This is a genomic window from Flavobacterium sp. Sd200, assembly GCF_009826935.1.
In the GTDB taxonomy this organism is placed as follows: domain Bacteria; phylum Bacteroidota; class Bacteroidia; order Flavobacteriales; family Flavobacteriaceae; genus Flavobacterium.
Map to the genome: position 1 here is coordinate 374,568 of NZ_WUMN01000001.1, position 22,399 is coordinate 396,966.

The following is a 22,399-nucleotide window of genomic DNA, read 5'->3' on the forward strand; positions in this document are numbered from 1 at the left end:
GTTCAGGATAGCTTTTAAAAAAATATAGTTTTACACTATTATGCCAGTTTGGCAAGGATAGCGTTAAATGTTTCGCTTGGCCTCATAGCTTTATCTGTAAGCTCGGTATTAGGGTGGTAGTAACCGCCAATTTCCTGAGCTTTACCCTGAGCATCTACAAGTTCGCCTGCAATTTTAGCTTCGTTTTCTGTAAGTTCTTTTGCAATGTCTGTAAATTTAGCTTTAAGTTCTGCATCTTTATCCTGTGCAGCAAGAGCCTGAGCCCAATATAATGCAAGATAAAAATGAGATCCGCGGTTGTCTATCTGTCCTACTTTACGGGCAGGAGATTTATCGTTTTCAAGGAATTTTTCGTTAGCAGCATCAAGTGTTTCGCTCAATACAAGTGCTTTAGCGTTGTTTTGTGTTTGTCCAAGGTGTTCGAACGATACACCAAGGGCAAGGAACTCTCCAAGAGAATCCCAACGCAGGTAACCTTCTTCTGTAAACTGCTGTACGTGTTTAGGGGCAGAACCTCCTGCACCGGTTTCAAACAAACCACCACCGTTCATTAATGGAACGATAGAAAGCATTTTAGCCGATGTGCCCAGTTCAAGTATTGGGAATAAGTCTGTAAGGTAGTCACGTAATACGTTACCTGTTACAGAAATAGTGTCTTCGCCTTTAATGATGCGCTCTAAAGAGAACTCAGTAGCGGCTACAGGGTTAAGGATCCTGATGTCAAGACCTGTAGTATCGTGATCTTTAAGGTACGTGTTTACTTTTTCGATAAGCTGCACATCGTGAGCCCTGTTCTCGTCTAACCAGAAAACAGCAGGGGTACTGCTTAAACGTGCGCGGTTAACGGCAAGTTTAACCCAGTCCTGGATTGGTGCATCTTTAGTTTGGCACATCCTGAAAATATCACCAGTTTCAACAGCTTGCTGTAAATAAACCGTACCATTGTTTTTGTCTACTACTTTAATAGTACCATTAGCTGTAGCCTGGAACGTTTTATCGTGGCTGCCGTATTCTTCTGCTTTTTGAGCCATAAGACCTACGTTTGGAACGCTGCCCATAGTTGCAGGGTTAAAAGCACCATGTTTTTTACAAAAATCTATGGTTGCTGTATAAATACCGCTGTAGCTCCTGTCCGGAATAATAGCTTTAGTGTCCTGTTGTTTTCCTTCAACATTCCACATCTGGCCGCTTGTGCGTATCATTGCAGGCATCGATGCATCTACAATAACATCGCTTGGCACATGCAGGTTAGTAATACCATTGTCAGAATTTACATAGGCAAGGGCAGGGGCAGTAGCATACACTGCCTCAATAGCGGCCTTAACTTCTGCTTCTTCCGGTTTTCCGGCAATTTTAGCATATACATCGCCAAGACCGTTGCGTGTATCAACACCAAGTGTTTTAAACAATTCGGCATATTTATCGAATACATCTTTGTAGAAAACTTCTACAATAGCACCAAAGATAATAGGGTCAGAAACCTTCATCATGGTAGCTTTAAGGTGAACAGAGAACAATACACCTTTATCTTTAGCATCGGCAATTTCTTTAGCAACAAATGCTTTTAGCTTTTTAAGGCTAAGTGCACTGCTGTCTATTATTTCGCCTGCTTTAAGCGGAGTGCTTGCTTTAAGTGTGGTAACAGTACCATCTTCGGCAACAAATTCAATAGCAACATCTGTAGCTTCTTTGATCGTAGCAGAAGTTTCACTACCGTAAAAATCGCCTTCGCTCATGCTGGCAACTTCTGTTTTGCTGTCTGCGCTCCACGCTCCCATAGAGTGTGGGTGGGCTTTAGCATAGTTTTTAACGGCACGTGGCGCACGACGGTCTGAGTTACCTTCGCGAAGCACAGGGTTTACAGCAGAACCCAATACTTTGCCATACTTAGCTTTTATTTCTTTTTCTTCGTCGGTTTTAGCATCTTCCGGGAAATCAGGAATATTGTAACCCTGAGCCTGTAGTTCTTTAATAGCAGCTTTTAGCTGAGGAACTGATGCAGAGATGTTTGGCAGTTTTATAATGTTAGCCTCAGGAGTATTTGCCAGTTGGCCAAGTTCTGTAAGGGCATCTCCAATTTTTTGTTCAGTGGTAAGGTTTTCAGGAAAGTTAGCCAGTATCCTTCCGGCAAGAGAGATATCTCTTGTTTCTACTTCAATTCCCGCAGGAGCGGCAAAAGCCTGTACAATTGGAAGAAGTGAGTGGGTGGCCAGCATTGGGGCCTCATCAGTTATCGTGTAAATGATCTTTGATGTATCAGACATTTTTTTGATTTTTAAATAGCTTTTACGGAAGTAAAAAACTTATTGTTAATACGTTATTTATGTTTGTTTGTACCGCTAAGTGTTTATTAAGACTAACTCTAACCCGTATTAACCCTAATATAATTCAGCAAGGCACGCAAATATAACAAAACTATAAGAAAAGCCCTGTCATAAATCGGTAAAAAAACGTTTAAGATTTTATGTTTTGCGCAGTTAAATGGCAGCGTATTTATATAAAAATCAATCGGTAAATTTTTTAAAAATAGGTTTTTTATAAAATTATAGTGCCTTAGCCGTACGAAAGTATTTTTTTTAACGTTAAAGATAAAATTTAGGCCCTATGTTACAAATTTGAAATAATGTCGTCTAATAGCTGTACAAATAAAAATCGACCATATATGACAAAAGAATGTGAAATAGTTTATTATCTGGATAACCACGATCTGGCAATAATAGAAGTAGAGCAGGGCAGCAGTAATGGGCTGCGAAACATTTTGTGGTTTGTTTACCATAAAACCACCCAAACTATAAGTAGGTTTAGCTTTAGGCCAAAAAATGGGGCACGGGGCAGAAAGATTAAAAAAGGTTTTTTGAGACTAACCCAAAATCCCGGAAAATACAGTATAGAAATAGACACCCAATTGCTGGATTTTACTGAACAGCATCCGCACAATGTGCCGGTAGGTGCGAAGCAAAATATAGAAAAATACCTTTTAAACGCTGTAGTATAGGCCATGTTTTTAAGCATGGCTTTTTTTGTGTTTAGGTTCTGAGTTTGTTTTTTTGAGTCAAAAAAGATATTTTAGCAGCAAATTGGTTTGTTATGAGTACTTATAAAGAAAAATTGAGCCTGCTGTCTGAAATGATCGCATTTGCTAAAATCGATGGTGAGGTTCATGAGCGTGAATATCGTTTTTTATGGATAGTAGCTTCTCAGCTAAAGATAGAAAAGGATGTGTTTACGAGCCTTTTTGAAGAGCCTGCCGAAAAAGTAGTACTCAAAACGGAGCACGACCGCATATTACAGTTTTACAGGCTTGCATTGCTAATGCAGGCCGATGGTGTTTTGCATGATAACGAACAGATAGCCATCAGGGAAATGGGAATTAATATGGGGCTGAGTCCTTTTGCTATGAAAAGTGTTTTAGTAGAAATGCAAAATTCTCCTACGGGCATGATAGACCCTGAAGTATTACTGGCGCTCTTTAGGGCCCAGCAGAATTAATATTAAAGAATTACGAATTACGAATTACGAATTTTTCTAAAACTCCAGTATATCTAAGAAAGTAAGGCCAACTACTACACCATGTGCCCTGAATCCGCTTTCGTAAGAACGAACATAATCTATTCTCAAAAACCTGAACTTGCCCCAACCAACGTTATCAAAACCAACGGTAAACTCCATATATGGATTGCGCTCAGGTATATTCAATAAATGATATCCTGCAACCAAATGATAATCAAGCTGGTTTAATAGCGGAATTTTATTGGTGATATATCCATTAAAATTATGCTCTATATGGGTTTCAAAATATTTGTCGTTAGTACTGTGGGTATAGTATGGCAGTAGGTTAAACACATTCAGGTAACGTTCAGATTTTCCCACATAGGTTTGGTTACCGTTAAAGTGCCTGTAATCAGTAAAGGCAATATCTCCCGAGTTAAAAAATGTACCACCTCTAAAGCTTGTTCCTAATCTGCCTTTATTTCCAAGGGTAACATCATAGGTTACTCTTGCCGAAAGATGGTCGAAGTTATAGTCTTTTACGCTCGATTCGAACCCTTTTTCATATTTAAAGAAAAACTTTGGCAGGCCCGTTTCGTCTATATTATATTTACCGCTGGGGCGTGTAACATACTTTTGTCCCGGAAAAAAACTTGCCGACACTGTAGCTTTATACATGCTGTGTTTTAAAAATGCAGGAGTTTCATAGTCATAAGGCAGCAACGGATTGTTAGAAGTGTACGGATCGTACAGGTCTTTTAATGTAGAAAAGTTAGTGTTGTTAGGCAGTGTTCTTTTTCTTGTATATTCTATAGTTCCAAACAGATAGATACCATTTATCGGCTCCTCCTGATAACTAAGACGTACAAAACTGTTGTCGTAAAGTTTCATATAGTTATCCCTGAAGAACAACGTGCTGATACTGTTTACAATACGGTTAATAGGCCTTTCCGGGTTGAATTGCTCTATATTTGCTCCACCATTGAGAGTAACAATACGGTTAGTGGTGTTATTAAACTTGCGCGAAACCGTACCCATTGCCCTGAAGCGTTTTTCGGCAAAACCATAATTCAGGTCGGTTCCAAAGGTGGTATAGGTAACTTTTTCCGGATTTCGTTTTGTGAAATAAAATGAAGGTGCCAAATGGTAAGCCTGTACAGTATTGAACCCCAGTTTACGAATAATTCCTGTGTAGCTAATAGTCCAGTTTTCATAACTGTTGTTGTAGTTATAGCCTGTTATTGGCGACAATATCCTGAAACGGTTCATTTCATGATCCAAAGAGTCTTTATATTCTTTGGTGCTTGTGCGTTCTTCTATAAGTTGTTTTTTAGCATAGTCGGTTCGTTCTTCATTAGTAAGCGGAATAGGACGGTTATCGTTCCAGTAGCTTGGTGCCTTTTTGTTAGCATCCGGCTCGAAAGCAAGCAGTTCATTAGTAAAGGTTTTGTTGTCAAAGCCAGAGTTAAAATTGTAATTGCTGTACACATAAGAAAACCTTCCGGTTAGAACCGCTCCAAAAACGCCTGCTTCAAAATCGAGTGTCTGCACATTTTTAGACCATATTTTGTCAGCGGCATTATAACCAAAATTTTGCTGTATCATTAACGTATTCAGCAAGTCCTGCCTTATTTGTTTTCCTTTAATAGAAAGATTTACAGAATAAAGTTGCCAGGAATTATCTACAATATATACATAACCGCTAAAAGCAGGGTCACTTTCGCGTTTAGGGGTCACTTTTATTTTGTTGATCAGGTTTTTATTGACATCAAAAAAAGTGCTCTCAAGTTTATAACTATAATAATCAAATGCATTATCGGCAATGGGCGATACAGCATTTATAGAAAACTCTATATAGTTATTATAAAAATCAAAATCGGCCGATGCAGCGTTATTAAAGCTATAGCCATTATCGCTGCCGCTCACTTTAGATGCAATGATTCGCTCATGCAGCCTATCGGGCTTTTGGTATTTAATTTCAGATACGGTTTCTGACAAATATACCACGCCGCTGCCCGAGGGGTCGAGCACGTTTTGCAGACCGCCAAGTTTTATCCATAAAAATTTTTCGGGAACTTCTTTTATCCTGAAAAGCCCTTTAGAGTAAAAATTGGCAGTAAATTCTTTGGTCTTTGCGCCATTAGCTTCCCTGTTGGCTATTGCATTCTTTATAATGGCATTTGCCGGATTATCGGTATTGGAAATTACTACTTCTTTAAGATCATAATTCTCTGTTTCTAAAGAGGCATTAACCTCATACGGAAGCTGGTTTACCTGAACAGGAATTTCGCTGGTCTTATAGCCAATACTCTGTACTATTATTGTGTAGTTGCCTTTGTCTTTTACCTGCAATGTATATTCTCCGTCGCGGTTGGTAGATGTGGTGTTATAAGTGCCGGATACAATTACAGAAGCATAAGGCACAGCCTCGCCATTGGCATTTGTAATCTTGCCCTTTATTTGGGCAAATAGCGGTAACCCCACGATAAGGAATAGTATTGCAAAGGCCTTTTTCATTTTTTTATGTTACAGTTATAAACGATTGTATGGCCAGCTCATAGCTTTTTAAGCCAAAGCCAATTATTATCCCTGCCGATACAGGAGATATAAACGACTGGTGCCTGAACGTTTCGCGCGAAAATGTGTTCGAGATATGTACTTCTACCACGGGTGTAGTGACAGCTTTGATAGCATCGCCAATACCTACAGATGTGTGTGTGTATGCCCCGGCATTGAGTATTATGCCATCAAAAGTAAAGCCTGTTTCCTGTATTTTAGTAATGATCTCTCCTTCTATATTGCTCTGAAAGTATGATAGCTTTACCCCAGGAAATTTAGCTTGTAATTCGGTAAAGTAGTCTTCAAAAGTGCGGCCTCCGTAAATTTCGGGTTCGCGTTTGCCCAGCAGGTTAAGGTTAGGGCCGTTTATAATGGCAATATTCATTTGTGTGTTTTAATTTGTATTAGTAAATGTAAGTAATACCTGTAAAGGCTGTATGTGGTTTAATAATAATTTTAACATATAAAGCCATAAAAAAACCGGTTTTGCTTTATGGGCAAACCGGTTTTTAAATATTTTATATTTTTTTTAGAAATAATATCCTACCGATAGCTGGAACACAGCGTTCTTCGCATCTAGGTTTACATTTTCTGAATCGCCATATACATCTGTAAGCCCAATAGTATAGCGAGCTTGTGCAAACAAGCCTGCAAATATTTTTAGCTCTACACCACCTGCAGCTGCAAGGTCGAATGTTTTTGCTTTGAACTGTTCTTCAGCTTCGTTAACAAGGAACGAGAACTGAGGTCCTGCCATTAGGCTGAACCTGTCTGGTAATAGGTAAAATTTAGCCATTACAGGTACAGAAATGTAATCTAATTTAAAATCTTGTGCTACACCGCCCGCACCATCAACTTCATATACGGCTTTACCACCTTGGGTAGAAAATAAACCTTCGGCCTGTATAGAGAACGTAGGAATAAGGTTAAGCTCTAAAGCTGCCCCTGCATGAAAATTAGTAATTCCGTCAGAATCTATATCTCCGTTAAAGTTAGAGAAGTTAGCTCCGGCTTTAATACCAAAGTCTATTCCCTGTGCCTGCATGGCAAAACTGCCTGCAAACATTGCTGCAATTAAAAGGATCTTTTTCATTTTTTTATTAGTTAGGTTAGTTTATATTATTTTCTAAAATACATAACCAAGAGATGCCTGTACAACTCTGTTCTTTATATCACGTACACCAGATACCTCTGTAGTACCCCAGTAATATCTTGCCTGTACAAATAAGCCTTTGTTTATAAAAAACTCAAGACCTCCGGTAAAGCCAAAATCAAATGTTTCGCTTTTATAAGCCTCAAAATTGTCAGACTCATTAAGCAGCATGCTAAACTGCGGGCCGGCCTGAACGTTAAATCCATCAGTAATATATAATTTAGCCAACACCGGAACAGTAAAGTAGTTTAGTTTAATATCATCGGTCCTTGTCTTAGCTCCCTGTTGTGAGTATAGTATCTCTGGCTGAACTTTAAAAAAATCGAATACTTCTATTTCATAAAGCACACCCACATGAAAACTGGTATGCACATTAAAATCTTCAGTACCGCTGCCTTTAAGGTTGCTAAAGTTAAAACCTCCCTTTACGCCAAAAGCCTGTGCCTGCATTGTAATTCCTGTAAAAGCCAACAGCACGATAAGTACAATTTTCTTCATGTTTTGTTTTATTAAGTTTTAGGCCACAAAAATAAAGAAACTAATACTAATTATTCCATTTATGCTATACTTTACATAACTTAACCGCTATCAATTGGTAATTAGCTTCTTAAAAGCGCAATGAAAGTGTTAGTAAACTACCGGATGTTTAAAAAAGGCTATTTTAAGAACGTATTTCGAGCCAAACCCGCTTGCATAACAGCAGATTATAGCACAACACATTATGTTGTTTTTTATTTGTGGTAAAAATACTACTATACAGGTTTATGTGTTGCCAAATATTTTATAAAATATTGCCAAACGTAATCCCTTCTTTTTAACAAAAAATAACCCATGCTGTTGCAGGGGCTTATAATGCTTTATAGAGTATAACTCTTAGAAAGTTACATATTCAGTAATTTCAAGGCCATAGCCTGTCATGCCAACACGCTTAGATTGTTCAGAATTGGTCAGCATTTTTATTTTACAAACATCTATATCGTGCAGAATTTGAGCACCAATGCCAAAATCTTTTACGTCCATTTTTAACGGTGGTGCTTTATGTGTTCCGTTTGCCTGAAGATTTTTAAGCTCTGTTATTCTGTTTAGCAGGGCAACGGGCTGTACTTCCTGGTTTATAAATAATATTGCGCCTTTGCCTTCATCGTTTATGCGTTTAAACATACTGTCCAGCTTGGTATCCGGATTGTTGGTAAGCGTTCCTAAAATATCGTTGTTTATTTGTGTAGAGTTTATGCGCGTCAGTACAGGTTCGCCAATGTTCCAGCTTCCTTTTGTAAGCGCTACGTGTATTTGCCTGTTCGTGGTTTGCTCATAAGCCCTTAGTCTGAAAGAGCCAAAACGGGTTTCTACCTCAAAATCTTCTTTTTTAACAATAAGGCTGTCGTGCTGCATGCGGTATGCAACAAGGTTCTCTATAGATATAATTTTAAGGTCGAATTTTTTTGCAACCTCTACCAGTTGAGGAAGGCGTGCCATAGAGCCGTCTTCGTTAAGTATCTCTACAAGTATGCCTGCCGGTTTAAGTCCGGCAAGGCGGGCAAGGTCTATAGATGCTTCTGTATGTCCTGTGCGGCGCAACACGCCACCCTGTTTTGCCCTTAAGGGGAAAATATGCCCGGGTCTTCCTAAATCGTAAGGTTTGGTATCCTCATCTACCAGCGCCTTAATGGTTTTAGCTCTGTCATGAACCGATATTCCTGTAGTACAGCCATGACCCAAAAGGTCTATAGATACTGTAAACTGAGTTTCATGCAAAACGGTATTATTGGCAACCATAAGGTTAAGGTCAAGTTCTTTACAGCGCTCTTCGGTTAACGGGGCACAAATAAGGCCTCGTCCATGAGTAGCCATAAAGTTTATCATTTCGGGGGTAACTTTCTCGGCGGCAGCAATAAAATCGCCTTCGTTTTCCCTGTCTTCGTCATCAACCACTATTATTACTTTACCCTGACGGATATCTTCAATAGCTTCTTCAATAGTGTTTAAGGTTATTTTGTTTTCAGCAGGAACTATCATGCTTCTTGTTTGGGTTTAATTTTTAAAATTTTGTTGAATGCCTTTTGTAACGGCATTATAAAGTTGTCAAAACTTATCAGGCCAATATCGTTAGTGGCTCTGTAGGTAAGCAATACAGCCAGCGGGCTTAATATAAAAGACGACATCCAGGAACCTAAAAAGGGAGGTATGCCGTTTTCCTGAGCCATTTTGCGGCCAAAAGTGTTTATAAAGTGGAATATAATAAATATCAGAACGGCAAAAACAATAGGTAAGCCTAAGCCTCCTTTGCGAATAATGGCACCCAGTGGTGCGCCAATAAAGAACATTAAAATACAGGCAAAGGCAATAACATACTTGTCATATAAAGCCAACAGGTGGTTGTTGATGTTCTTTATTTTTTCAAAAAGCTCATTTTTACCCGATGTTACTACATAATCTGTACTGCTAACGTTGTTTGCAGCAAAATCTAATATTCGTAGTCTATCTTCTTTTTTTACGATAGCCAATAAGTCCTGCGGAATAGTATCTTTTTTAGCACTCTGGGCTTTTGGTGTTTCAGAAGCCTTCTTCTTAAAGCTTTTAGGTTCATAACCTATAACACTTACAGGGCGCATGGCAATGTTAGACGCTATGCTGTTGGCATCTTTAGTATAATTTGTTTCGAGTGAATCGAGCGTGTATCGCAATTCAGATACATTAAGCATATTGTTGGTATGCGCAATTTGCTCACTGTCCTCGTCATTGCTGTTAAGGGCAGTAAGATCTATGTTCATTATCTGCTTAGAAAAGCTGCTCTTTGCAAAAGGCATTTTTTCGCGCTCGGCAGGATTGTTAGAGTTTACTTCCTCATAATAATAACCGTCAAAAAGCTCAAGTTGCAACAGGTTGCTTTTTTCGTTGCTGCTTAAAAGCCCTGTCTTAGAACGAATGATAGTGGCATTTGCTGCTCCGGGTTTGCGTTTGTGTATGGTTACTCCGGTAAGCTTTTCTCCGTTTTCGCCCGATTTTTTTTCTACCTTGATATTAAAGCTACCCACAGCGTTAAACTGTCCTTCAACAATGGCCATTGCAGGCTTTCGCTGAATGATGTTCTTGCGTAGGTTTAAAAACTTGTATTCGGCTTTTGGGATAACATTGTTGGCAAAAAAGAAAGCTACAATGCTAAGCCCGAATATAAATATAATAAGCGAACGCATAGCCCTGTTTAATGATATACCCGACGATTTCATGGCTGCAAACTCATAATTCTCAGCAAAGCTGCCAAACGTCATTATAGACGCAAGGAGTATGGAAAGCGGCAATACCATTGGTATCATTTTAGGCGAGTAGAACAAAAGGAATTTTGCTACCAGCCAGGCATCAAGGTCTTTTCCGGCAAGCTCTGATATAAAAAGCCATATAGCCTGTAAAGTAAAAATAAGGAACAGGATAGTAAATACAGACAAAAAGGTTTGTATAAACGATGTAAGGATGTAGCGGTCTAAAATTTTCACCCGTAAATTAGTCTAATCTGTTAATGTAATAATTAGGATATTTACTTTCGGTAAAGGTAAAGTGATTTTTCGACAAAGGTTGATTTGTTTTAAAAGAATTTATGGTAAAAGTAATTTTGGTACCGTCTTTAGCAGTTTGTATAAGTGTATATATATGCTTTGTTTGTGAATCAATGCCAATAAACACTTCTTTAATCTCGTCTTTAGCATCAAGAGGTGTAAGCTTGATATATTGTATTTTACGGCCTTTTATGTTTTGTGGAATATCCATAGCATACTTATAGCCGGTATTAAAAAACGTAAGCAATTTAGATGGTGTCAGGCCATCATCCTTTTTGTCGTCAAAGGTAGAGATGGTTATCTCTTCATCTTCAGGTACAATATTATACACTTTTTTACCGTCAAAAATGCGGGTTATGCCCATAAAATTAAGCACATATTTATCTCCCTGTTGGGTTACATTGCCTTTGCTTTCCTGATTCAGGTTTTTTTTAGGGTTGCTGGCACTGTACTTAAAGTCGATAACAATGTTTTTATAACTCCTTATCTTGGCACTAACCTCGTCGAGCATTTTTTTTGCCTTTTGAGAGTCCTGTGCATGTGCAGTCAGTCCTACTGTTAGAATAAAAAGCGATAAAACCCTGATAATACTTTGCATTTTTTAAAAGTCATTTTCTTCATTTCTAAAAAACTGCTCAAGGGAGGCAAGGTCGTTTATAAGTACGTTTCGGGCCTTACTGCCTTCAAACGGGCCTACAATTCCTGCGGCTTCAAGCTGGTCTATAAGCCTGCCTGCACGATTGTAGCCTAATTTTAGTTTGCGCTGCAGTAATGATGCCGACCCCTGTTGTGCCGTAACGATCACTTCGGCTGCTTCCCTGAACATCGAATCTCTTTCGCTAATATCTATATCAAGATTAGTGCCACTTTCTTCTCCAAAATATTCAGGAAGTTGGTATGCCTCAGGATATGCTTTCTGATTTCCTATGAATTCGGTAATTTTTTCTACTTCAGGAGTGTCTATAAAGGCACACTGTACACGCACAAGGTCATTGCCCTGAGTGTATAGTAAGTCTCCACGTCCTATAAGCTGATCAGCGCCCTGGCTGTCTAAGATGGTGCGCGAATCTATTTTAGAAGTAACCCTAAAGGCTATCCTTGCCGGGAAGTTGGCCTTGATTATACCTGTAATTACGTTTACCGATGGCCTTTGTGTGGCAATAATAAGGTGAATCCCAATGGCACGTGCAAGCTGGGCTAAACGCGCAATAGGGGTTTCTACCTCTTTACCGGCCGTCATAATAAGGTCGGCAAACTCGTCTACTACCAGTACGATGTAAGGTAAAAAACGATGACCATTTTCAGGGTTCAGCCTACGCTGGCGGAATTTTTCGTTATATTCTTTAATGTTCCTTACCGTTGCATCCTTAAGCAGGTTGTAGCGGTTGTCCATTTCAATACAAAGCGAGTTTAGGGTATTGATAACCTTTGTGTTATCTGTAATAATTGCATCGCCGTCATCAGGCAATTTGGCAAGATAATGCCTCTCAATTTTATTGAAAAGCGTAAGCTCTACCTTTTTAGGGTCTACCAGTACGAACTTAACCTCGGCAGGGTGTTTTTTATACAAAAGCGATGTAAGCACGGCATTTAATCCAACCGATTTACCCTGACCTGTTGCACCCGCCATTAGAAGGTGGGGCATCTTGGCAAGGTCTACCACAAAGGTTTCATTGCTGATGGTTTTACCCAGCGCAATAGGCAGTTCCATTTCGGCAGCCTGAAACTTAGGTGCGCCAATAACGCTTTTCATCGATACCATGCTTGGCACCTTGTTAGGTACCTCTATACCAATGGTACCTTTACCGGGCATTGGGGCAATAATACGGATTCCCAGTGCAGCAAGAGAGAGAGCAATATCATCTTCAAGGCTCTTGATCTTGGAGATACGTATACCGGCCTCAGGAATAATTTCGTATAATGTAACCGATGGTCCAACGGTGGCCTTTATCTGGGCAATGTCTATCTTGTAATTGCGTAGTGTTTCTACAATACGGTTTTTGTTTTCCTCAAGCTCTTCCTGATTTATAGTGATACCTCCGCCATAATCTTTAAGCATGTCTATAGGAGGAAACTGAAAGTTAGAAAGATCAAGGGTAGGATCAAACTCACCAAAGTCTTTTACAAGTTTGGAGGCAAGATTTTCTTCTACAATGTCCTCATCTGCAATTTTTTCGATTACAAAGTTTTTGTCATCAGTTTCAATAATCTCGTGTACCTGTGCGGCTGGCTCTGCCGGTTTTGCTTTAGGGGCAACATCAAGATTTATTTGAGACGTATGAGTAATTGTAGGTTTTAAAGCCTCTTTGTTTACTTCAAATTGCGATGGTGCGGCCGGGGTAGAAGATGGTATCGTTGTCTGGCCAAGTGGTACTTCAGGCGTTGGTTGTGTTACCTGAAAAATAGGATTGGGTATGGTTTTAAGCTCAATATGGTCGAGCTCTTCGTCATACTCATCGGCATCCATATCTTCATAGTTAGGACGCTTTTCTATTGCTTCTGTTTCAGGTTCTTCAAAATTATCAGTTGCGGCTACAGGTTTTTGTACAGACTGTACTCTTATATTCTCAGCAACCGTTTCTGTTTCTTCATCAGTCTCTTCGGTCTCGCTTATTTTGCGTTCAAAGAAGGTTTTAATAGCATCAGGCGATATTTTTATCCTTACGAATAAGAATACTGACAGCCCGAATAAAAGCACTAAAAGTGTTCCGGTCTTGCCAATAAAATCCTGCATGAACAGGTTGATCTCGTAACCTATAACACCACCAAGTTCGGGTATATAGGCATTAAAAAAGCCACACAGTACAGACAATATTATTACAAGATAAAGATCCCAAAAAAGGGTTTTCTTTAGTTTAGATACAGGCAGGTCGAGTACCAGATAGGATCCCATTAAAAAAAAGAAACGTATAAGTATAAACGAAGCTATACCAAAACCCTGATACAGGAAAATATCGGCAAGCCATGCTCCAAATTTGCCCAGCCAGTTTTGTACGTTCTGGCTGCGGTTTGCAAAAGAAGTAAGTACGCTTTGGTCATACTGCCAGTACATAAAGTATGAAATGAACGACAGCAGCAATGCCACCGAAAATAGAAACAGAAGGATGCCCGCAAGCACTTTGTTTCTGCGAGACAGTTTCCAGGGTCTTTTTTCGGTAACGGTTTTTTCTTTAGCAGTAGTTTCTTTTTTAGCCTTTGCCATGCAATCTATATCCCTTTTTTTGTAAAAATATCAAAATTTAAAACAGTGCCGCCACTTTGGGATAATAAATTATAGTTCCCACAATAACAGCAGCTATGGCTGCAAAAAATACAGCCCCGGATGCTACGTCTTTAATAAATCCTATTTTAGGGTTAAAATCAGGATTTACAAAGTCGCATATTTTTTCTACGGCAGTATTTGCGCCTTCTATGGCAAGCACAAGCCCTATGGCAAATGTTTGCAGCATCCACTCTGTAGCGCTAATATCAAAATAAAAGCCTGCAAACGTAACGGCAATGCCCAGGCTAAACTGCACCATAATGCTATGCTCGGACGTTACCAGCTTCCAGGCTCCTTTTATCGAATATTCTACGCTTTTAAGCCTGCCTCTAACAAACCTGTTATCTTTCATTTATGTGTTACAGGGCCGCAAGGGCATTGTCGTAGTTAGGTTCGTCCTTAATATCGGCAACCTGCTCAGTATATTTTACGGTACCTTCCTCGTCTACCACAACCACAACGCGTGAAAGTAATCCGGCAAGAGGGCCATCGGTAACAGTAAGACCATAAGCATTTCCAAAGCCAGCATCTTTAAAATCAGATAAAGATATTACGTTCTCTAAACCTTCAGCACCGCAAAAACGTGTTTGTGCAAACGGCAAGTCGCGCGAAATGCAAAGCACTTTAGTGTTTTCTAAAGAACTTGCCTTTTCATTAAACTTTCTAACCGATGCAGCACATGTTCCTGTATCTACACTAGGGAAGATGTTAAGAACCAGTTTAGTTCCTTTAAAGTCGGCTAAAGATACAGTAGAAAGATCAGTTTTTACAAGAGTAAAATCGGGAGCTTTTGTGCCTGTTGCAGGCAGTTCGCCTATAGTGTGTACGGGATTTCCGCCAAGTGTTATGTTTGCCATTTTATTGTGTTTTGTTTTACAAACGCAAAAGTAACAAAATATATGGTATGGCACAGATGGCAGTTTAATTTTATAAAACCGGGGTTCAAACAACACAAGTTGTTTGAACCCCGGTTTTAGGAATTATTAATGCTAAGCCTGATTGCTAATCTTTAGCTGCATTTTTTTGTACAACCATTGCATCTACACGTTTTATGAGCAATATTGATATAATTATTACTATACTTATAACATAACCTAATATATTGTAATGTTCTATAGGGCTTGTTTTGGTTTCCTGGTGCACAATATAGCCTGCGCTTACCGCTGCCAAACCTCCTGCAATTTGTTGTAAAGATGACGTAATAGACATATAGGCCCCGCGATCCTGCATGTCAGGCACGCCTGTGTTTAGTGTAGTGGCAGGTATCATGCGGCTCATTACTCCCATAAACATTATCATGTTTATAAGTATAATTTCCCAAAGTGGGGTAGAACCAAGGTTGGTATAAAAAACAATGGTCACTATAGCAATAAACGATCCTGCTGTAAAAAGCCTGAACTTGCTTACCCTATCGCTCAGCTTGCCCACTAAAGGCATTATAAACAGTACCGAAAGCCCTGTAAAGAAATATACTTTTGGCAGGTCTAACTGGCTAATGTGTATGTTGTTGATTAGGAAAGCACTGCCAAAAGGCTGCAGCATGAAACCGCCCACTGACAGGAATGCAATTGCTGTAAACCCTACCTGATACTGCTTATTGCTGAGTGTGTGCCATAGGTGCAAAAACGGATTTTTGTCCTGCTGTAGTTTTAAGTGCTCATTTACAGGCTGTAATTTTATTAAGATAGCAATAAGTATGAGCACGCCTAATGCGGCTATCATTAAAAATGCTGAATGCCAGCCCCAAAGATTGGCAAAATAGAGTCCCAACGGTATGCCCAGTATCTGGCTGGTGGCAAAGGCCATTTGTATAAAGCCCATAACGCGGCCACGCTGCTGTATTACAAATAAATCGGTTACAATAGCAAGCGATACAGAGCCTATAACCCCGCCAAATATGCCTGTAAATATTCGTGCGGCAAGCAATGTGTAGTAGCTTGTGGCAAATGCACAAAACACTGTGCCTATTATAAACCCGGTATAAAAAAACACGAGTAGTTTTTTGCGATCGAACTTATCTGCAAAACCTGCTGCCAACAGTCCCGATGTACCTGCGCTAAAAGCATATGCTGATACCGCAAAACCAAAGTTGGTGGTATTCATATTAAGGTTTTTCATTAAAATATCGCCTAATGGCGACATGATAATAAAATCGAGTATCACGGTAAACTGTGTCAAAGCCAATAGGGCGATTATAAATTTTTGATGTGCGGTAAAAGGTAGTTTTATTGTTTTTTCCATTTGGTGTTGGATGATGGGTATTAAGTGTTGGGTATTAGGTGTTGGTGCAGTACTTATGCCTCTTTCCTTTTACCTTTTTTCTTAAGGTGTAAGCGATTTTATTACTGCCGAGAAGGCTTCTTTAAGCATGTCGTTAGTAAGGGTAAAGGGTTTGCCGCCCATGCTTTTGCCTTCTCTATGAAAGTTGAGTAAAATATACAAAGGGCCATAAGCAATGCTCCAAAAGGTTTCCATTTGCAAATGAACCAGTTCTTTGTTGGCAAGGGCATTGTGCACAAACTCTTTCATGCATTGCCTGAATTCCTGCATGTAGGCAGAAGCCTTAAAGATTTCTTCGGCATGTGGTGAATGCTTTATAATTTCAAAGCAGGCAACTTCCATTGGGTTTTCCATGGCAAAAGCGGCGCGGTTTTGCCACTGTTTCCATAAGCCTTCGGCAAAGGGTAGGGCAGGCGAAAAATCTTTCATAGATGAGGTGTAAAAGACATAGCCAATTTCTTCACCCAGCTTTTTTATAAGGTCGTCTTTATCTTTGTAATAAATATACAGTGTAGCTACCGATATGTTACAGGCTTTGGCAAGCTTGTTCATACTAAAACCCTGAAAGCCGTCTTTTACTATTTGCTCTATGGCTTTAGATTTTACTAACTGCTCTTTATCTGTATCCCGTGTGCGCATCCATTCATTATTTTGTGCAAAGGTAAAAATAATAAATGAATGTTCGTTTATTTATAAAATATTTTTCAATCAAAAGAGCAATTACGTAAAGCTATTGCTTGGATATTCCGGATTTATTAGGTGCTTTAAAATAAATTATAAGTACATAAACAACATGGCTATGCTCATAGCGATCATAAGGCCGTCTTCTATAATGGTTACAGTACTCATTGGCAGGTTAAAAACCGCACCAAGGCAGGCACAACGAATTTGCTTTTTGTTGAAAACACTTTGCAATACCCCCAACAGACTTACCGACATGAGTACTGCCGTAAAGGCGTTTGTGAACACGGGCATAAAATCAGTAGCAAAGGCAAGACCCAGTGCCAGTTCTAAAAACGCATAGATATAGCCCCAGGCTGGTATTTTTTTAGCCACAATATCATACATGGCATAGCTTTCGGCGAAGCCCTTAACGTCGAGCATTTTAAAGAACGAGAATGTAAGGAAAAAGCCTGCCATAAAAACGCGCATAAAAACCATGCCGTTAAAGTTGTTTCGATATAGCGCAGCAATGCCTGAGATTATAGTTATGTAGCCAAATATCAACAATATAGGTTTGTAAGTCTCTGCCCAACTTTTTACGGGCTCGGGCTGGCTGGCAAAAACATTCATGGCATCGCTGTGGTGGCTGTTTTCCATGGTTTCTGTAAGCTGATATTTTGGATAGTCTTTTAGAGCCTGTTGCAGTTTAAGTGTGGCTACGTGGCTGCTCATACTAACATCGGCTGTGCCATTTTCAAGGTTTATGGCAACATCTGTTACCTCAGGTAATTGTTTTAAAAGGTAGCTTACTTTAGCAACGCATCCGTCGCACGTCATTCCTGATATGTTATAGGTATGTTTCATGATTTTTTGTATGTAGAGACGTTGCAATGCAACGTTTAAAATTAATATTACGCTATTGTTCTAATTCGTTGCATTGCAACGTCTCTACAAAGTTCGGTAATATATAAAGAATGTGTCTTACGTTATTTTGGGCAATAGCTGTAATATTTACAGTTGGTCTATGCTTCGGCGTTTGTTGTCTTTAATGGCTTTGTAGTGGGTGGGGGTAAGGCCTGTTACTTTTTTAAACTGGCCCGATAAGTATGCTGCACTGCTGTAACCCAGTCTGTCGGCTATCTGCGCGAGCGAAAGTTCATCATAAACCAGCAATTCCTTAACCTTTTCTATGCGCTGGGCAATGTAGTATTTTTCTATTGTAGTATCTTCTACATCCGAGAAAAGGTTGCTAAGATAGGTGTAGTCATACTGTAATTTATCTGCCAGGTGTGCCGATAAATTTATGTTTAAAACTTCTTCGGTATGATGTACCAGTGTAATGATCTCGTTCTTTACCTGCTCAATAATACGGCCTTTTCGGTCTTCAATAAGTTCAAACCCCAGTTTGTTAAGGTTAGAGGCAATAACTTCGGTCTGGTTTGCAGATAGCTCACCGTCAATTTCAGCTTCGCCTAACGATACCCTTCCCACAACATGGCCTAATGCCGCAAGCTCGTTGCGCACAGCCATGATGCAGCGGTTACAAACCATATTTTTGATGTAGAGAATCAATTTTTTGTTTCAGATTTCAAGTTTAAGGTTTCAAGTTGCTCACCCAGCCCAAAAAGTCCGGAATTTGAAGCCAAAGCCACAATGAACTTTCAAAAAACTTTAAACCTGAAACTTTAAACAAAATTATTTAAACATATCCATACCCGGAATATTGGGCATGCCCTGTTGTGCTACAGCACCAAGTTCTGCTTCGTTAACTGCGGTTGCTTTTGCAATAGCTTTGTTAAGTACCAGTACCAAATAATCTTCAAGCTGTTCTTTATCTTCTAATAATGAGTCGTCTATTGCAATGCTCTTTACAGTGCGGTTGGCCGTAAGAGTAACTTTAAGCAGGCCGTCGCTGCTTTGCTCGTCTACTAAAACGTTGTCGAGCCTTTTTTTAGTTTCTTCAATCTTTTGCTGGGTTTCTTTAAGTTTTCCCATCATTCCCATTAAATCTCCAAACATTTTTTCTGAATTTATAGATTAAATATTCCTGCAAATGTATAAATTGCAGTGGTATTTACCAATTCTTAAAAGAATGAAAAAACACTTACTTATGTGTTGTGTTTGTGTTACTTTTGCAGCAAATGCTCAAACAAGCAAAACTATAATGACCAAAACCATTACTGCGCCGGTTGCACCTGTAAAGCCTAAAGAGCTTATAATGCACGGCGACACACGTACAGACAACTACTACTGGCTTAACGAAAGGGAAAACCCCGAAGTTATAGACTACCTTAACAAAGAGAATGCATATTATAAAGAAATGACGGCTCATACAAAGCAGTTTCAGGACGAACTGTTTTTAGAGATGAAAGCCCGTATTAAAGAAGATGATTCTTCGGTTCCTTATTTATACAACGGCTATTATTACATTACCCGTTTTGAAAAAGGGAAAGACTACCCAATATATGCCCGTAAAAAAGGAAGCCTTGATGCCCAGGAAGAGATCTTGTTTGACTGTAACGAAATGGCAAAAGGGCATTCTTATTTTAGCCTTAATGGTTTGAATATTAGCGAAGACAATAAATGGGCTGCCTTTGGGGTAGACCTGGTGTCACGCAGGCAATATGTTATTCAGGTTAAAAACCTTGAAACAGGAGAGATACTTCCGTTTAAAATTGAAAATACCACAGGCGGATCTACATGGGCAGGCGACAATAAAACATTATTTTATACCCGTAAGGATGAGGTAACACTCAGATCTGACAAAATTTATAAACATAAATTAGGAGAAGATGTAAGTACTGATGCGCTGGTATATCATGAAAAAGACGACACTTTTGATACCTATATTTACAAAAGCAAATCTAAGAAGTTCCTTATTATTGGTTCGTCGAGCACACTGACATCAGAGTATAGAATACTTGATGCTAAAAAGCCCGATGGCAGGTTTAAAATTTTCCAGAAAAGAACACGCGGGCTCGAATACAGTATATCGCACTATGGTGATAAATTCTATATAGTTACCAACAAAGACAAGGCTACCAACTTTAAGCTGATGACCACTCCCGAAAGTGCCACGGCTAAAGAAAACTGGACTGACCTTATTGCCCACCGCGCAGATGTTTTGCTTGAAGATATTGATATTTTTAAAGACTATCTTGTAATTTCTGAGCGCAGCAACGGGCTTAACAAAATACGCATTCGTCCATGGGATGGGGCTGAAGAGTACTACCTGCCTTTTGACAGTGAAACCTACACGGCTGAAACTTCTATAAACCCCGATTTTGATACACAAATATTGCGTTACAGCTATCAAAGCCTTGCAACGCCGTCATCGGTTATAGATTTTGATATGAAAACCCGCCAAAAAACAGTTCTTAAAGAACAGGAAGTACTGGGGGGCTCGTTTGATAAAAACAATTATACAGAGCAAAGAATATGGGCTACAGCACAGGATGGTACCCTGGTGCCAATATCTATGGTGTATCGCAAGGGCACTAAGCAGGATGGGAGTAATCCGTTCCTGTTGTATGCTTATGGTTCTTATGGGGCTTCTATGGATGCTTACTTTTCGTCTATAAGGCTTAGCCTGCTCGACCGTGGCTTTATTTTTGCCATTGCCCACATTAGGGGGGGCGAAGATCTTGGTCGCGAATGGTATGACAACGGAAAATTGCTAAAAAAGAAAAATACATTTACTGATTTTATTGATTGCTCTAAGTTTGTAATAGACCAAAAGTATACCTCGCCTGAGCATTTGTATGCCGAGGGTGGATCGGCCGGAGGTTTATTAATGGGGGCAATTGTAAACATGGCACCACAGCTTTACCACGGCATTATTGCCCAGGTACCTTTTGTAGACGTGGTTACCACCATGCTCGACGACAGCATTCCGCTTACAACAGGCGAGTATGACGAGTGGGGTAATCCAAATAACAAAAAGTATTACAAGTACATGAAAGAATATTCACCCTACGACAATGTTACAGCACAGGCTTATCCTAATATGCTTGTAACAACAGGGCTGCACGACTCTCAGGTACAATACTGGGAACCTGCCAAGTGGGTGGCAAAATTGAGGGTGTTTAAAACAAATAACAACCTTTTGTTCCTGGATACCAACATGGATGCGGGGCACGGAGGAGCTTCCGGGCGTTTTGAAGCTATAAAAGAAGTTGCCAAGGAATACAGTTTTTTGTTAGATTTAGAAGGAATTAAAAAGTAATTGATTTTTTTTTGTTAGATTTGCAGGGTTTTGAGGTTACTAAACTAAACCACAGAGTACCTTGCTAACTTATTTTTTTATGAAAGAAGAAATAAAAGCCTATAATAATGTGCTGGAACTGATAGGTAATACACCATTGGTTAAGATCAATAAAGTTACTGAAGGATTAAAAGGGAATTTCTATGCCAAGGTAGAAGCTTTTAACCCGGGTCATTCGACTAAAGACAGGATAGCACTGTATATTATAGAGGAAGCCGAAAGAAAAGGCATACTAAAACCGGGCGATACGATTATTGAAACTACTTCAGGAAACACCGGGTTTAGCGTGGCTATGGTTAGCATTATAAAAGGGTATGAGTGTGTGCTTGCAGTAAGTTCTAAATCATCCCGCGATAAAATAGACATGCTTCGCGCCATGGGAGCCAAAGTATATGTTTGTCCTGCAAATGTATCGGCAGATGATCCACGTTCTTACTACAGTGTTGCCCGCAGGCTTCATGAAGAAATGAAAGGATCGGTTTACATAAACCAATATTTTAACGACCTTAATATAGACGCCCACTACAAAACTACCGGCCCTGAAATATGGGAGCAAACTAAAGGGCAAATTACTCACCTTATTGCATGCAGTGGTACCGGAGGTACAATTTCTGGAGCTGCACGTTACTTGAAAGAACAAAACCCCAACATTAAAGTTTTAGGTGTAGATGCTTATGGATCTGTACTTAAAAAATATCACGAAACCAAAGAGTTTGACAGCGAGGAAATTTACCCTTACCGTATAGAAGGTCTTGGTAAAAACCTTATTCCTACTGCTACCGATTTTGATGTTATTGACAAGTTCATGAAAGTCTCTGACGAAGACAGTGCCCACGCAGCACGATACATTGCCAAGACTGAAGGTCTTTTTGTAGGATATACCAGCGGCGCCACACTACAGGCTGCAAGGCAGTATGACGAGGCAGGCGAGTTTGACGAGAACAGCAATGTGGTACTCATTTTCCCTGACCATGGTTCGCGCTATATGAGCAAAGTTTACAGCGACGAATGGATGAACGAGCAGGGCTTTTTTGACAGCGTTAACATTGAAGAAGCGCAAAAAATTGAATTTATAAAGTAGTTCTTACTTTCCTATCATAAAAAATCCGGCAGCTAATTTTTAGCTGCCGGATTTTTTTTAGATTATTTTAGGCTATGTAGTCAAAAATATCTTTATC

Annotated in this window: 20 protein-coding genes; 4 read left to right on the forward strand and 16 right to left on the reverse strand. The window is 39.5% G+C overall.

Annotated features, from left to right (window positions below):
• Nucleotides 1-38 precede the first annotated feature (38 nt).
• On the reverse strand, nucleotides 39-2,264 hold the full coding sequence (locus tag GR160_RS01685; RefSeq protein ID WP_160748097.1) for an NADP-dependent isocitrate dehydrogenase: 2,226 nt from the start codon (nucleotides 2,262-2,264) through the stop codon (nucleotides 39-41).
• Nucleotides 2,265-2,662: 398 nt separating this feature from the next.
• On the opposite strand from GR160_RS01685, the gene GR160_RS01690 reads away from it, so the two are divergent.
• Entirely contained in the window at nucleotides 2,663-2,995 is a 333-nt protein-coding gene (locus tag GR160_RS01690; protein WP_160748098.1) for a hypothetical protein, read from the forward strand.
• A 92-nt stretch (nucleotides 2,996-3,087) separates the two neighbouring features.
• On the forward strand, nucleotides 3,088-3,489 hold the full coding sequence (locus GR160_RS01695) for an excinuclease ABC subunit B (protein ID WP_160748099.1): 402 nt from the start codon (nucleotides 3,088-3,090) through the stop codon (nucleotides 3,487-3,489).
• Between the two features lie 36 nt (nucleotides 3,490-3,525).
• On the opposite strand, the gene GR160_RS01700 is transcribed toward GR160_RS01695, so the two are convergent.
• The 15 genes from GR160_RS01700 to GR160_RS01770 all read right to left on the reverse strand — a co-directional run bounded on the left by GR160_RS01700 (nucleotide 3,526) and on the right by GR160_RS01770 (nucleotide 18,976).
• Nucleotides 3,526-6,006, reverse strand: coding sequence for a DUF5686 and carboxypeptidase regulatory-like domain-containing protein (locus tag GR160_RS01700; protein WP_160748100.1), 2,481 nt, complete (start codon nucleotides 6,004-6,006; stop codon nucleotides 3,526-3,528).
• 4 nt (nucleotides 6,007-6,010) lie between these two features.
• Complete coding sequence (gene aroQ, locus GR160_RS01705; protein ID WP_160748101.1) at nucleotides 6,011-6,433, reverse strand: type II 3-dehydroquinate dehydratase; 423 nt, start codon at nucleotides 6,431-6,433, stop codon at nucleotides 6,011-6,013.
• 144 nt (nucleotides 6,434-6,577) lie between these two features.
• Entirely contained in the window at nucleotides 6,578-7,141 is a 564-nt protein-coding gene (locus tag GR160_RS01710; protein WP_160748102.1) for a porin family protein, read from the reverse strand.
• Nucleotides 7,142-7,174: 33 nt separating this feature from the next.
• Entirely contained in the window at nucleotides 7,175-7,699 is a 525-nt protein-coding gene (locus GR160_RS01715) for a porin family protein (RefSeq protein WP_160748103.1), read from the reverse strand.
• 375 nt (nucleotides 7,700-8,074) lie between these two features.
• On the reverse strand, nucleotides 8,075-9,217 hold the full coding sequence (ribB, locus tag GR160_RS01720; RefSeq protein WP_160748104.1) for a 3,4-dihydroxy-2-butanone-4-phosphate synthase: 1,143 nt from the start codon (nucleotides 9,215-9,217) through the stop codon (nucleotides 8,075-8,077).
• Complete coding sequence (locus GR160_RS01725; protein ID WP_160748105.1) at nucleotides 9,214-10,692, reverse strand: LptF/LptG family permease; 1,479 nt, start codon at nucleotides 10,690-10,692, stop codon at nucleotides 9,214-9,216. The genes ribB and GR160_RS01725 overlap by 4 nt, the downstream gene beginning before the upstream one ends.
• Nucleotides 10,693-10,699: 7 nt before the next feature.
• Nucleotides 10,700-11,350, reverse strand: a complete 651-nt coding sequence (locus tag GR160_RS01730) for an outer membrane lipoprotein carrier protein LolA (protein ID WP_160748106.1) — start codon at nucleotides 11,348-11,350, stop codon at nucleotides 10,700-10,702.
• 3 nt (nucleotides 11,351-11,353) lie between these two features.
• Nucleotides 11,354-13,954, reverse strand: coding sequence for a DNA translocase FtsK (locus tag GR160_RS01735; protein WP_160748107.1), 2,601 nt, complete (start codon nucleotides 13,952-13,954; stop codon nucleotides 11,354-11,356).
• 37 nt (nucleotides 13,955-13,991) lie between these two features.
• Nucleotides 13,992-14,366, reverse strand: coding sequence for a diacylglycerol kinase family protein (locus tag GR160_RS01740; protein ID WP_160748108.1), 375 nt, complete (start codon nucleotides 14,364-14,366; stop codon nucleotides 13,992-13,994).
• Between the two features lie 7 nt (nucleotides 14,367-14,373).
• Nucleotides 14,374-14,871 (reverse strand): thiol peroxidase, encoded by a 498-nt coding sequence (tpx, locus tag GR160_RS01745; protein ID WP_160748109.1) that lies wholly within the window; start codon nucleotides 14,869-14,871, stop codon nucleotides 14,374-14,376.
• 145 nt (nucleotides 14,872-15,016) lie between these two features.
• Entirely contained in the window at nucleotides 15,017-16,255 is a 1,239-nt protein-coding gene (locus GR160_RS01750) for an MFS transporter (protein ID WP_160748110.1), read from the reverse strand.
• Nucleotides 16,256-16,336: 81 nt separating this feature from the next.
• On the reverse strand, nucleotides 16,337-16,933 hold the full coding sequence (locus GR160_RS01755) for a TetR/AcrR family transcriptional regulator (protein ID WP_160748111.1): 597 nt from the start codon (nucleotides 16,931-16,933) through the stop codon (nucleotides 16,337-16,339).
• Nucleotides 16,934-17,068: 135 nt separating this feature from the next.
• The gene (locus tag GR160_RS01760) at nucleotides 17,069-17,821 is read right to left on the reverse strand and encodes a heavy-metal-associated domain-containing protein (protein ID WP_160748112.1); all 753 of its coding nucleotides are present in this window, start codon (nucleotides 17,819-17,821) and stop codon (nucleotides 17,069-17,071) included.
• 147 nt (nucleotides 17,822-17,968) lie between these two features.
• Nucleotides 17,969-18,487, reverse strand: coding sequence for an AraC family transcriptional regulator (locus GR160_RS01765; RefSeq protein WP_237421154.1), 519 nt, complete (start codon nucleotides 18,485-18,487; stop codon nucleotides 17,969-17,971).
• Nucleotides 18,488-18,652: 165 nt separating this feature from the next.
• Entirely contained in the window at nucleotides 18,653-18,976 is a 324-nt protein-coding gene (locus tag GR160_RS01770; protein ID WP_160748114.1) for a YbaB/EbfC family nucleoid-associated protein, read from the reverse strand.
• 73 nt (nucleotides 18,977-19,049) lie between these two features.
• Between GR160_RS01770 and GR160_RS01775 the strand changes: the two genes are divergently transcribed.
• The gene (locus GR160_RS01775) at nucleotides 19,050-21,182 is read left to right on the forward strand and encodes a S9 family peptidase (protein ID WP_160748115.1); all 2,133 of its coding nucleotides are present in this window, start codon (nucleotides 19,050-19,052) and stop codon (nucleotides 21,180-21,182) included.
• Between the two features lie 79 nt (nucleotides 21,183-21,261).
• Nucleotides 21,262-22,302 (forward strand): PLP-dependent cysteine synthase family protein, encoded by a 1,041-nt coding sequence (locus tag GR160_RS01780; RefSeq protein ID WP_160748116.1) that lies wholly within the window; start codon nucleotides 21,262-21,264, stop codon nucleotides 22,300-22,302.
• Nucleotides 22,303-22,399: the final 97 nt, after the last annotated feature.